The sequence below is a fragment of the Pseudochrobactrum sp. Wa41.01b-1 genome (assembly GCF_019464455.1).
In the GTDB taxonomy this organism is placed as follows: domain Bacteria; phylum Pseudomonadota; class Alphaproteobacteria; order Rhizobiales; family Rhizobiaceae; genus Pseudochrobactrum; species Pseudochrobactrum saccharolyticum.
Genome location: NZ_CP080493.1, coordinates 1,251,791 through 1,264,784, shown reverse-complemented (window position 1 = coordinate 1,264,784; position 12,994 = coordinate 1,251,791). Strand labels below are relative to the sequence as shown.

Below are 12,994 nucleotides of genomic sequence, written 5' to 3'. Positions count from 1 at the left end.
GTTTTTTAGCTGCTTTGCAGGTTGTTTAATGCTCATGTCTGATCCTGCGGCATTACAGGCAGATAATCCCTCTTGAGCTGTGAAGGTGAGTGGCTTATGCCTGAGTGCAAAGACACATAAGCGGGAATGAAATTTATGCAAGCCGTTGATAAATCAGCAATTGATGCTGTGATGCTGAGCCTCTCCGAACAATATAAAGGACCGGGAGGCGTCGCTGCGGTTCTCAAAGATGGTGGGGTTATAGCGAAGCAGGTTTGGGGCTATTCTGATCTGGAGAAAAGGGTGCCGATGAGTGCGGCGACCATGATGCCGATCTGCTCCGTCAGCAAAGAGTTTACCTGCGCAGTCTTGTTGGATATCTTTAGTGAAACCTCTGTTCTTGATGATGCGCTGGCTACCTATCTGCCTGACTTTGAAGGTAAACGCCCTGCAATTGCTGATCTATGTAATAATCAGTCCGGCCTGCGGGATTACTGGGCGCTGACTGTAGTTAATGGCGCTGATCCGGAAGGTGTTTTTACGGCAGATAATGCTCGTCAGCTTCTTGGAAAAATCCGAACAACCCATTTTGAAACCGGTACACATTATTCCTATAATAACGGCAATTTCCGTCTGCTGTCTTTTTTGATTGAAGAGAAAACCGGTCGTTCACTGGATGAACTTCTGCGTGAGCGTATTTTCCTGCCTGCAGGCATGAAAACTGCCGGACTTTTCCCTGACACATCTATAACGCCTGGCGATGCAATCGGTTATGAGGGCAATATTGTCTCCGGTTTTACAGCGGCAGTGAATAATATTCACTGGAGCGGGGATGCAGGCGTTTGCGCCTCTCTGGATGATATGATTGCGTGGGATCAGTTTATTGATGCAACGCGTGGAGACGAAAACGGTATTTATAACCGTTTGTCCCGTCCGCAATTTTACACGGATGGTAAACCGGCTTGTTACGGCTATGGCCTTAACCATGTCAATTTTGACGGTGTTAAAATTACCGGTCATGGCGGGGCGCTGCGCGGTTGGCGCTGCCAGCGGTTCCATGCGGCTGATGCACGTGTATCTGTTATTGTGATGTTTAATCATCAGGCCAGCGCCTATGGTGCAGCTGAGCAGTTGATGCGTGCTGCTTTGGGCATTCCTAAAGCGAAAACTGAAGTTCTGCCTGTTGATGCAGGTTGGTATGGAAATTATTTTGATCCGGCCACGAAACTGAGCCTTAGCCTTACACCGGCTGTCGGCGGGCAGGTTCATGCGCGGTTTGCCACTTCACCAGAAATGATGGATATGCAGACCGATGGCAGTTTGCAATCTTCGGGAATGGTTTTGCAGCGTAAAGACGATGAGATTGCTCTTCGTCGCGATGGCGAAAACCTCTCCGCAAAATTGCATCGTGTTTCCGGAAACGGGCGACAGGATATTGCCGGACGTTATCATTGCGCGGAAATGGATGCTGATTTTGTCTGTGAAATTGCAGGTAGCGCCGCCTATGCAGCATTTGAAGGCTTTTTAGGTAAAGGGCCAATGCAACCGCTTTATGCGATTGCTGAAGATATCTGGCTTTTACCATGTCAGCGCGGAATGGATGCTCCGGCACCGGGAGACTGGACTGTGGTGGCCGAACGCGATACGTCCGGTGCGATCTCGGGGCTGACAATCGGCTGCTGGCTTGCCCGCGGCATAATCTATAAAAAAGTCTGATATTAAAACCCCGCCGGATCATTCCGGCGGGGTTTTCACTTGTTAGTTCTTGATAATATTATGTGTATCACTTTCGGATGCAATTTTAAAAAATGCATTGATAAGTGTGCCATTGCTGCGTTCCTGAAGGCAGATCAGCGTTTCATCCATCAGCTCTTCACGCGTATTGATCGAAAGCGGATGCAAGCGGCTGTCATTGCTGAATTCGGCTAATGAAACAAAGCCGATACCGGCACCGCCTGCAACAATCTCACGAACGGCTTCGCGGCCTTCTGCCTCAATAGCAGGTTTCAGCACGACATTCTTCTCAAACGCGAGATCTTCCAATTTCTGGCGCGTTTTTGAGCCTTTTTCACGAAAGACCAGCGGCCATTGCAGCAGTTCTGCGAGGTCAATATTAGAAAAACGGCTGAGCGGATGATCTCTGGCGACAAAGGCGATGATCGGAGAAGAGTTCAGCTTATGGACGAGAAAGTCCCTTGCTTTGGGTACTTCGCCCAGCACGCCGATATCCGCTTCATAGCGATAGAGGCTGGAGATAACTTCCTCACTATTGCCGGTTTGCACACTGATTTGCACGGAGGGGTATTTCTCCCTAAAGGCTCCGAGAATACCAAGAATATGGTGTGCCGCATCGGCCATAATACGCAATTTACCTGCACGCAGCACCCGCGATTCTGACAGGAAATCCAGTGCCTGCTGCTCTACTTCAAATAGCCGGTGAGTGATCTCCAGCAGTTTTACACCGGCATCGGTCAGGCTGACTTGTTTCTTATGACGGTTGAACAGCAGCACATCATATTCTTCCTCCAGCTTGCGCACCTGATCGGAAATAGCAGGCTGTGTCAGGCATAAAGCTTCCGCAGCGCGGGAAAATCCGCCGGAAATTGCCACATAATGAAACGCCCGTAACTGAACATAGCGCATGGATTTCTCCTGATGCCGAGTGTTTTCTGACTGTAAAACGAACTCTAACATAGAGGAATTCCGGCACAAGTTATATCTGTAAAACTTATAGTTTGATTTAAAATAACGATTTTACAAATAATTACCTTTGCCTGAGGATGAAGCAAATCCGCATTTATGCAAGCTATCCGGAGGGACAGGAAATGCAATCAGCCGGTGAAAAACGACCGCAGTCAGGAGCAGATATGCTTCCGCACTGGAAAGCTAATCAGTTTCTGGCGCCGGCATTGGGAGAACCCTATTTGCTGACACCGGGGCCTTTGACCACCGATTATGCGGTGAAGCAGGCGATGTTGCGGGACTGGGGCTCATGGGACGGTGATTTTCGGGCAATGACAGCCGAAATGCGTGAGCGCTTGCTGCGTGTTGCTGGTGATGACAAGCATGAATTTGATTGTGTGCCGATACAGGGCAGCGGCTCCTTTGCGGTTGAAGCCATGCTCGGGACATTTTTGCCGAAAGACAGCAAAATTCTGGTGCTGATGAACGGTGCTTACGGGCAGCGCATTGTGCAGACACTGAATTATCTGGGGCGTGCTCATAGTAAAATTGACAAGGGAGACTATCTCCCGCCACGTGCGGATGAGGTTGCGCAGGCACTGGATGCCGATCCGGCAATCACCCATGTGATTGTGGTGCATTGCGAAACCAGTTCCGGCATTCTCAATCCGGTCGCGGAAATCTCAGAAGTTGTTTATGCCAAGGGGCGCAAGCTGCTTGTCGACAGTATGAGTGCTTTCGGCGCGGTTGATCTGAGTGTGAATAAAATCCGCTATGAAGCCATGGTCTCCTCGGCCAATAAATGTATCGAAGGTGTGCCCGGTTTTGGCTTTGTGATTGCCCGCAAAAGCGTACTGGAAGCATCTAAAGGCAACTGCCATTCTCTGAGCCTCGACATATATGAACAATGGGCAACGATGAATAAAACCGGCCAGTGGCGCTACACGCCGCCGACCCATGTGGTTGTTGCGTTTCTGGTTGCATTGCGTATGCATGAAGCCGAAGGCGGTGCTGAAGGACGCTTGGCGCGCTATACCAATAATCGTGATGTGATGGTGGAGGGGATGCGCCAGCTGGGTTTTGAAACGCTGCTGCGTGATCGCTGGCTATCGCCGATCATCGTAACCTTCTTCAATCCTGCTCATCCGAAATTCGAGTTTTCCCGCTTCTATGATCTGATGAAAGATAAGGGCTTCATCATCTATCCGGGCAAGCTGACCGTTGTCGACAGTTTCCGTGTCGGCTGCATCGGGCGCATGGACGCCAATATTATGCGGCAGGTTGTTGCTGCCGCCGCAGACAGCCTGACAGAAATGGGTGTGGACACGGCTGCCCCGCCAGCCGCCGCACTGGATGAACGCGCTAAGCTCGCAGCCTGAGTTTTAAATTTAAAACAGCAGGTTAGCGTCATGCCGCCTGCGGAGGATAATGAAGTGAACAAGATGACCAAGGTAACCGTAACCGTGAACGGCCGTGATTATAACTGGCCGAACGTCCCCGCTATCGCGATCTGCCTTGACGGGTGCGAACCGGCTTATCTGGATGAGGCAATTGCTGCGGGGCTGATGCCGACACTGAAACGCATTAAAGAAACCGGCACGGTACGCACCGCCCATAGTGTTATTCCGAGTTTTACCAATCCGAATAATCTTTCCATCGCCACGGGGCGTCCGCCTGCAGTCCACGGCATTTGCGGTAATTATCTCTATGACCGTGAAACCGGTACGGAAGTGATGATGAATGATGTGCGCTTTCTGCGTGCACCGACCATTTTCAAAGGCTTCTATGATGCCGGTGCGAAAGTTGCTGTAGTGACAGCTAAAGACAAGCTGCGGGCTTTGCTGGGGGCAGGCCTGCAATTCGGCGATAATCGCGCGATTTGTTTTTCGGCAGAGCGTTCCGATACGACAACGAAAGCGGAAAACGGCATTGATAATGCATCACAATGGCTGGGTATGCCGGCGCCTGAGGTCTATTCCGCAGAGCTTTCAGAATTTGTGTTCGCTGCCGGTGTGAAGCTGCTCAAAACTTTCCGGCCTGATGTGATGTATCTGACCACAACAGACTATGTGCAGCATAAATATGCACCGGGTGTGCCGCAGGCCAATGCGTTTTATGAAATGTTCGACAAATATCTGGCCGAGCTGGATGCTTTAGGTGCGGCCATTGTGGTGACTGCGGATCACGGCATGAAGCCGAAACATAAGGCTGATGGCTCACCGGATGTTGTCTATGTGCAGGATGTGCTCGACGACTGGCTGGGCAAGGATGCCGCGCGGGTTATTCTTCCGATTACAGATCCTTATGTGGTGCATCACGGTGCGCTTGGTTCTTTTGCAACGGCATATCTGCCGGATGGTACGGATATCGGTGATATTATGAAGCGGCTGGCTGCCATTGAAGGCATTGATGTGGTGCTGAACAATGCTGATGCTGCTGAGCGTTTTGAACTGCCTCAAGACCGTATCGGCGATATTGTTCTGGTGTCATCGGAGAATAAGGCCATTGGCACCAGTGAGCATCGCCATGATCTTGCAGCATTGAATGAGCCTCTGCGCTCGCATGGCGGGCTGACAGAGCAGGCCGTACCTTTCATTGTGAACCGTCAGATGCCGGATTTGCCGGAAGCACCGGTTCTGCGCAATTTTGATGCGTTTTTCTATGCGGTTACAGCTGCGGTAGCTCAGTCGTAAATTGAGGAAAAACATTCCCCCGTGCCGGTAAACCGATCTCTGATCTTAAAATCAGAACGGTTTCCGGTGGGGTGAATTGAAGGGAGAGCCTTTGTGGTGAAGCCGGAAACAATCATTAAAACCAGACATGAGCCTATGCGGATCGCCGGTAAAAAGGTCGATGCGGATGCCGTTTTTGATGTGCATTATCCTTACACAAATGCGGTTATCGGTACGGTTCCGGCAGGGCGTGCCGAACATGCCCGCGAGGCTTTCAGGATTGCCGCAGCCTATAAGCCGAAGCTGACACGCTATGAGCGGCAGAAAATCCTGCTGCGCACCGCTGAATTGCTGGTGGCGCGCAAAGAGGAAATGGCCGATCTGATTACTTCAGAACTGGGCATCTCCAAGATGGATTCCTATTATGAAGTAGGCCGTGCCTATGATGTGTTTACGCTTGCAGGGCAGATGTGCCTGCATGATGACGGGGAGATATTCTCCTGCGATCTGACCCCGCACGGCAAAGCCCGCAAGATTTTCACATTCCGTGAACCATTACGTGCGATTTCGGCAATCACACCGTTCAATCATCCGCTGAATATGGTTTCGCATAAAGTGGCACCGGCGATTGCCACCAATAATTGCGTGGTGGTAAAGCCGACCGAACTGACACCGATGACTGCATTGCTGCTGTGCGATATTATGTATGAAGCCGGATTGCCGCCGGAAATGCTGTCGGTGGTGACAGGCCTGCCGAAAGATATCGGTTCGGAAATGATTACCAATCCGGATATTGATCTGATTACCTTTACCGGTGGTGTTCCTGTGGGCAAGATGATTGCCAATACTGCAGGTTATAAACGCACAGTACTGGAACTCGGCGGTAATGATCCGCTGATTATTCTCAATGATCTGAGTGACGATGATCTGGCAAAAGCGGCTGATCTTGCTGTGGCGGGGGCGACGAAAAACTCCGGCCAGCGCTGCACGGCCGTTAAACGTATTTTGTGTCAGGAAAGCGTGGCCGACCGTTTTGTACCAATGGTGCTGGAACGGGCAAAGAAAATACGCTTTGGTGATCCGATGGATCCGAAAACAGAACTCGGTACCGTCGTACATGAACAAGCTGCCGCACGGTTTGAAAAACTGGTCTATATGGCAGCCGAGCAGGGGGCAAAAATTCTCTATGATCCGGGTCGTCAGGGCGCTTTACTGCCACCGATTGTGGTTGACGAAGTGCCGCACAGCTCGGAACTGGTGATGCAGGAAACTTTCGGACCGGTTATTCCGATTATTCGCGCGCCGGATGATGATGATGCGCTGATTGCGCTGTCTAACTCGACAGATTTTGGCTTGTCATCGGGTGTCTGCACCAATGATTACCGGCGTATGCAGAAATATATCCGCGGGCTCAATGTCGGTACGGTCAATATCTGGGAAGTGCCGGGTTACCGTATCGAGATGTCGCCTTTCGGCGGGATTAAAGATTCCGGCAATGGTTATAAAGAAGGTGTGATTGAAGCGATGAAAAGCTTCACCAATGTCAAAACCTTCTCACTGCCATGGGAGTGAGACGCGGGAGAAGGGCTTAAAACAAGGTTCGCGATACGTAAAATGCAATAAAGTATAACAGGCATACGTATCGCAACCGCCACATTATCTGAAAACCGTTCGGGGAGGCGGCGAGTATGAAACTGGCAGTGCACACAGAGGGCGAGTCCAACCGCTCCGAGGCAAGGCAGCGATGGCAGGCGCAGCAAAACAGTTCTCACATGAAGGAAGTGCTGCGCCGTGATGCGGATGTTTTTCTGCATCAGAGCCTTTCCAGCCCTTGCCTCACAGCGATTGTTAAGGCGCAGGGTATCTGGATTGAAGATGCCAACGGGCGCCGTTTTATGGATTTTCATGGAAATAGCGCCCATCATATCGGCTATGCCCATCCTAGACTGATTGCTGCGGTAAAGCAGCAAATGGATGATCTGAGTTTTGCACCACGCCGTTTTACCTGTGAACCGGCAATTGAACTGGCCGAGAAGCTTGCTGAAATAGCACCGGGCAATCTGGGTAAAACGCTGTTCACTACCGGCGGGTCAGATGCCATTGAGGTTGCGCTGAAAGTGGCGCGTGCAGCCACAGGACGATTTAAAACCCTGTCTTTCTGGGATGCCTTTCACGGGGCTGGCTTTGGCGCCTCTTCAGTCGGAGGGGAAGCAACATTCCGTTCGGGTATTGCAGGTCCTTTATTGTCCGGCGCAGAACATGTGCCGCCTTTTGCCTGTTATCGCTGTCATTACAAGCATAAAGGGCCTGAGAGCTGCGGCATTGCCTGTGCGGATATTGTGTCTTTTGTACTGGAACGTGAGGGTGATATTGCCGCTGTGGTGGCTGAGCCGATGCGCGCCACACCCTATCCGCCGCCGCCCGGTTTCTGGCAAAAAGTGCGTGAGGCCTGTGACCGTCACGGAACTTTGCTGATTTTTGATGAAATACCGACCGGACTTGGCAAGACGGGCAAGTTTTTTGCGTCCGATCATGATGGTGTGACACCGGATATGATTGTGCTCGGTAAGTCGCTGGGTGGCGGTATGCTGCCGATCGCAGCGGCAATTGTGCGCCGTGATCTGGATGTATGCGGTGATTATGCGATCGGGCATTATACCCATGAGAAAAATCCGGTGACGACGCGCGCCGCGCTCACCACAATTCAGATTATTGAGGAAGAAGGGCTGGTTCAGCGTGCGGCCGAGCTTGGCCAATATGCGATGAACCGTCTTCGGGAGTTGCAATTGCGCTCACCGCATGCGGGAGATGTGCGTGGTCGTGGCTTGCTGTTCGGCGTGGAGCTGGTGCGCGACCGGCAAAGTCGTGAGCCGGATAATGCACTGGCTGAGGCGGTTTATTATCGCTGTCTGGAGGGCGGTGTCAGTTTCAAGATCAGTCAGGGCAATGTGCTGACTTTATCACCGCCGCTCATCATTACTCAGCAGGAGCTTGAACAGGCACTGTCCGTTGTCGAAAGAGCGATATTGGAAGGCGCATAGATTTTTCTGTCCGGAGGAAACGCTCTCTAACCTATAAGTTTTGGAGGGCGATGTATAAAATAAATAGATTTTACTTATTGAACTGCGGTTCGCACTATGAGGAGCCATAAGAGGGAACAGCCTGCAAAAGCAGGTATAAAAATAAGCAATCAGCTATCAAATACATAACAAAAAGCTGATATAACAATGGGGAAATATGAAATGAAAAAGCATCGCGCTTTTATTCTGTCCCTTGCTGCCGGTATTGCTTTGGCATCAAGTGCTTATGCACAAACAGAACTGACTGTTTATACTGCTTTTGAAGCGGTTGATCTGCAACGTTTTGCAGAAGCTTTTAATAAAGATCATCCGGATATTAAAGTGAACTGGGTACGTGACTCCACAGGGGTCATGACCGCCAAGCTGCTGGCCGAGAAAAATAATCCGAAGGCAGATATTGTCTGGGGTATTGCGGCCACATCGCTGCTGATCCTTAAAAATGAAGGCATGCTAGAGCCTTATACGCCGAAAGATGTCGACAAGCTGGATCCGCGTTTTGTGGATAAGGATCGCCCGACCAGCTGGATCGGCCTTGATGCCTATGTGGCCGCGGTCTGTTTCAATACGGTTGAAGCAGAGAAACTTGGCCTGAAACCGCCGGCAAGCTGGAAAGACCTGACCAAGCCTGAATATAAAGGTCATGTGGTCATGCCTAATCCGGCATCGTCCGGCACCGGCTTCCTCGATGTGTCATCCTGGTTGCAGATGTTCGGTGAAAAGGGCGGCTGGGACTATATGGATGCCCTGCATGAGAATATCGCCAATTACACGCATTCCGGCTCCAAACCGTGCAAAATGGCCGGTGCGGGTGAAATACCGATCGGCGTTTCCTTTGAATTCCCTGCCTCTCAGGTAAAGAGTGCCGGTGCGCCGGTGGATATTATTTTCCCTGAAGAAGGTTCCGGCTGGGAGTCCGAGGCCGTGGCAATTATGGCCGGTACAGCGAATATGGATGCCGCCAAAACCCTGATGGACTGGACACTGACACCGAATGCCATGGAAGCGCTCAATAAGAGTTTTGCCGTGGTCGCGTTGCCGGGCATTGCCAAGCCTGTGGAACATATCCCCGCTGATCTCGAAAAGAAGATGATTAAAAATGATCTGGAATGGGCGGCGAATAATCGCAAAGCCATTCTGGAGGAATGGTCGAAACGGTACGATTCAAAATCTGAATCCAAAGGCTGATCGGAACGCTGTCTCATTGAGCGGCAGAATTTCTGTCTTCATATGGTTTCGGACACAGACCGGTTCCCGTGTTTTCCGAAGCTGCTCTAACAGACACGCATAATGCGACTGCGAACGCGGGCTTTTCCGCGTTCGTTCAGGGAGTGTGACCATGTCAGTCCAGAGGAATGAATTCGTGAAACATGAAATGGCTACAGATGCTGTTCGTATCGGTCAGCAGGCATATAATGCCGGCGATGCGGCAGCAAACAGACAGGAATATCTCAAGGTTGACGGCCTCTGGAAAGCTTTCGGAGAGTTTTATGCGCTGAAAGACATCAATCTGGAAATCAGAGAAGGCGAGTTTATCTGTTTTCTCGGGCCTTCCGGTTGCGGCAAAACCACATTGCTGCGTGCCATTGCAGGGCTGGATCTGCAGACAAGGGGGACGGTTCATCAGGCTTCCAAAGATATTTCCTGCCTGCCGCCAGCACAACGCGATTACGGGATTGTTTTTCAGTCCTATGCTTTGTTTCCCAATCTGACCATTGAAAAGAATATCGCCTTCGGGCTTGAAAATATGAAGAAATCACGCGCTGAGATTACGCAGCGTGTTGCCGAATTGCTGGAACTGGTGGGACTGGCAGATCAGGCGAAAAAATATCCTTCACAACTTTCCGGCGGACAGCAGCAGCGTATTGCGCTGGCAAGGGCGATAGCGATTTCTCCCGGTCTTTTGCTGCTTGACGAGCCGCTATCCGCGCTTGATGCCAAGGTGCGCGTTCATCTGCGCCACGAGATTAAAGAATTGCAGCGTAAGCTCGGCGTGACAACAATCATGGTCACCCACGATCAGGAAGAAGCGCTGGCTATGGCTGATCGTATCGTGGTGATGAATAAAGGGACAATCGAACAGGTTGGCACGCCGCTTGATGTTTATCGCCAGCCAAGCAGTCTGTTTGTGGCCGATTTCATCGGAGAGACCAATAAATATCCGGTCACAATCGGTGCGGATGGCACCGCCGTTTCCGGTGATCTGGTTCTGCAATGCAATGAGCATAATCTGCCGGAGGGCAGTGAGGCGGTTGCAGTGATCAGGCCGAATGATGTGATCCCCCATGGCCGCGCTGTGGATGCGAGTTCCTCTGCCGGAAACGGGGAAAATCTGATTGAGGTGCAGATCGAAGCCATGGAATTTCTCGGCTCTTTCTGGCGCACGCATATGCGCAGCACCTATTTGCAAAACCAGCAGCTGATAGCAGATTTTTCCATCAATGCGGAACGTCGCCTCGGCCTGACAGAGGGTATGACCATTCTTGTTGAATTGCCGAAAAGCCGTTTGCTGATTTTTGACGGAAAGGGCAGGCGATGAGTGCTGTAAGCGATTATTCTACCGCGCCGCTCATGCCGGCGGGCAAGGCTATCCGTCAGAAGGTCAGTTCGGACGACTGGATCAAGCGCGGTATGATGCTGATTATCGGCGCGTATCTGCTGATAACACTGGCGGCGCCGCTTTATGTGATGCTGTCCAAATCTTTTGCCAGTTACCAGTTTCAGCTGGAAAACTATGAAGTGCAGGTTGGTGACGGCAAAGGTAACTGGGCTCCCGCGCAGTCTTTGAGCCAGCTGAATGCTGAACTGAAAACCATTTCAGAAGATGAGCTGGCAACCTCCAATAGTGGCCGTTTGTCTCCGGTTGCCTTGTTTCCGGAATTCAGCTTTCGCGGACCCGAGCATTATCGTATTCGTGGTTTGACGGATAACAGCCGGTTTCTGATCGGCTCTGCTCCCTATCAGGGGCAGGAATGGCAGGAGGTGGATTCCAATAATTTTCGCCGTGTCATGCTGATGCCGCATCAAACGACAGGGCTGGATAATTATCGCACTTATTTTTCATCACCGGCGCTGTTTCAGTCGATCAGGAATTCTCTGGTGATCGCGCTGGTCAGCATGGTGCTCACCGTTTCACTGGCTTTTGGTTTTGCCTATGCGCTCAACCGTTCCAAAATGCGCTTTAAAGGCTTTTTCAAGCTGGTGGCGGTGATGCCAATTCTTGTGCCGTCACTGTTGCCGGGGATTGCGCTGATCTATCTGTTCGGTAATCAGGGGATTTTGAAAGAGCTGCTGTTCGGCCTGCCGATTTACGGGCCGCTGGGCATTGTGCTGGGGTCGGTTTTCTTTACTTTTCCCCATGCCTTGATGATTATTTCAACGGCTCTGGCTGTGTCGGATGCCCGTCATTATGAGGCCGCGGATTCCCTGCGGGCAAGCAAATGGCGCACATTCTGGACTGTGACAGTTCCGGGTGCCCGCTATGGTTTGATTTCAGCAGCTTTTGTGGTGTTCAATCTGGTTATCACGGATTTTGGTCTGCCAAAGGTTATCGGCGGCCAGTATAATGTGCTGGCGGTGGATATTTATAAGCAGGTTATCGGCCAGCAGAATTTTGAAATCGGTGCCGTTGTCTCTGTGATGCTGCTGTTTCCCGCTGTGATCGCCTTTGCCGTTGACAGAGTTATCCAGCGCAAACAGGTTGCCTTGTTATCTGCGCGTGCGGTGCCGTTTGCTCCGAAAAAGAAACCGCTGTTTGACAATCTGTGCCTGCTTTATTGCGCTCTGATAGCTGTTTTCATCACCGGCCTTTTGCTGGTCTGCCAATTAGCGGCCATCGTAAAATTCTGGCCTTATGATCTGAGCCTCAGCCTGCGCAATTTTGAGTTCGGGCGTATGGATGGCGGTGGCTGGAGTTCCTATTATAATTCTATCCAGCTGGCTTTTCTGACGGCGATTATCGGAACTGTGGTTGTGTTTGTCGGTGCCTATGCGGTTGAGAAGACCGAGGGCTTTGCTAAAGGCCGCGCCTTGTTCCAGTTTCTGGCTATGCTGCCAATGGCTGTGCCGGGGATGGTGCTGGGGCTTGCCTATATTTTCTTCTTTAACAATCCGGCCAACCCGCTGAGCACTATTTACGGGACAATGATAATTCTTGTCATCTGTACCGTGACGCATTTTTATACAGTGTCCCATCTGACGGCGCTGACCGCACTGAAACAGATGGATCCGGAATTTGAATCGGTTTCGGCATCACTCAAACAACCATTCTACAAATTATTTGCGCGGGTGACCGTGCCGGTATGTCTGCCGGCCATTCTGGATATTTCAATCTACCTGTTCGTCAATGCGATGACGACAGTCTCCGCCGTGGTGTTCCTGTATTCTGCTCATACTACGCTGGCTTCCGTGGCCGTGCTGAATATGGATGATGCAGGGGATGTGGCACCCGCTGCCGCTATGGGGATGATGATCTTCTATACCAATGTCGCGGCACGATTTGTGCATTATGGCTTGTCGCAAATGCTGCTGCGCAAGACACAGAAATGGCGGGGCACCTGACAGTGATTAAACGGCACCTTCTTC

Annotated in this window: 9 protein-coding genes; 8 read left to right on the top strand and 1 reads right to left on the bottom strand. The window is 51.2% G+C overall.

The genetic code is table 11. From position 1 onward, the window contains the following. The first annotated feature begins 135 nt into the window (after positions 1-135). Positions 136-1,695 carry a D-aminopeptidase gene (locus K1X45_RS05975; RefSeq protein WP_220160103.1) on the top strand — a complete coding sequence of 520 codons (1,560 nt, stop codon included), beginning with the start codon at positions 136-138 and terminating at the stop codon, positions 1,693-1,695. Between the two features lie 42 nt (positions 1,696-1,737). Here K1X45_RS05975 and K1X45_RS05970 read toward each other — a convergent pair whose 3' ends face one another. Continuing rightward, a complete protein-coding gene (locus tag K1X45_RS05970) occupies positions 1,738-2,622 on the bottom strand; it encodes a LysR substrate-binding domain-containing protein (RefSeq protein ID WP_220160102.1) in 885 nt (294 codons plus the stop codon). Positions 2,623-2,846: 224 nt separating this feature from the next. On the opposite strand from K1X45_RS05970, the gene K1X45_RS05965 reads away from it, so the two are divergent. From K1X45_RS05965 to K1X45_RS05935, 7 genes are all read left to right on the top strand, one after another. After that, the gene (locus tag K1X45_RS05965; RefSeq protein ID WP_220160101.1) at positions 2,847-4,040 is read left to right on the top strand and encodes a 2-aminoethylphosphonate--pyruvate transaminase; all 1,194 of its coding nucleotides are present in this window, start codon (positions 2,847-2,849) and stop codon (positions 4,038-4,040) included. Between the two features lie 54 nt (positions 4,041-4,094). After that, positions 4,095-5,354, top strand: a complete 1,260-nt coding sequence (gene phnA / locus K1X45_RS05960) for a phosphonoacetate hydrolase (RefSeq protein ID WP_220160400.1) — start codon at positions 4,095-4,097, stop codon at positions 5,352-5,354. A gap of 93 nt (positions 5,355-5,447) precedes the next feature. Further along, on the top strand, positions 5,448-6,905 hold the full coding sequence (gene phnY / locus K1X45_RS05955) for a phosphonoacetaldehyde dehydrogenase (RefSeq protein ID WP_075655880.1): 1,458 nt from the start codon (positions 5,448-5,450) through the stop codon (positions 6,903-6,905). A gap of 116 nt (positions 6,906-7,021) precedes the next feature. Continuing rightward, entirely contained in the window at positions 7,022-8,374 is a 1,353-nt protein-coding gene (locus K1X45_RS05950; RefSeq protein ID WP_220160100.1) for an aspartate aminotransferase family protein, read from the top strand. A gap of 201 nt (positions 8,375-8,575) precedes the next feature. Then, positions 8,576-9,598, top strand: a complete 1,023-nt coding sequence (locus K1X45_RS05945; RefSeq protein WP_022711017.1) for a putative 2-aminoethylphosphonate ABC transporter substrate-binding protein — start codon at positions 8,576-8,578, stop codon at positions 9,596-9,598. Positions 9,599-9,785: 187 nt separating this feature from the next. After that, positions 9,786-10,949 carry a putative 2-aminoethylphosphonate ABC transporter ATP-binding protein gene (locus tag K1X45_RS05940; RefSeq protein WP_220160399.1) on the top strand — a complete coding sequence of 388 codons (1,164 nt, stop codon included), beginning with the start codon at positions 9,786-9,788 and terminating at the stop codon, positions 10,947-10,949. Then, positions 10,946-12,970, top strand: a complete 2,025-nt coding sequence (locus K1X45_RS05935; RefSeq protein WP_255560729.1) for a putative 2-aminoethylphosphonate ABC transporter permease subunit — start codon at positions 10,946-10,948, stop codon at positions 12,968-12,970. Before K1X45_RS05940 ends, K1X45_RS05935 begins: the two co-directional genes overlap by 4 nt. Positions 12,971-12,994 lie beyond the last annotated feature (24 nt).

Coding starts and splice junctions, on each gene's coding strand:
- K1X45_RS05975 (WP_220160103.1), top strand. CDS start 136: ATGCAAGCCGTTGATAAATCAGCAATTGATGCTGTGATGCTGAGCCTC.
- K1X45_RS05970 (WP_220160102.1), bottom strand. CDS start 2,622: ATGCGCTATGTTCAGTTACGGGCGTTTCATTATGTGGCAATTTCCGGC.
- K1X45_RS05965 (WP_220160101.1), top strand. CDS start 2,847: ATGCTTCCGCACTGGAAAGCTAATCAGTTTCTGGCGCCGGCATTGGGA.
- K1X45_RS05950 (WP_220160100.1), top strand. CDS start 7,022: ATGAAACTGGCAGTGCACACAGAGGGCGAGTCCAACCGCTCCGAGGCA.
- K1X45_RS05945 (WP_022711017.1), top strand. CDS start 8,576: ATGAAAAAGCATCGCGCTTTTATTCTGTCCCTTGCTGCCGGTATTGCT.
- K1X45_RS05940 (WP_220160399.1), top strand. CDS start 9,786: ATGGCTACAGATGCTGTTCGTATCGGTCAGCAGGCATATAATGCCGGC.
- K1X45_RS05935 (WP_255560729.1), top strand. CDS start 10,946: ATGAGTGCTGTAAGCGATTATTCTACCGCGCCGCTCATGCCGGCGGGC.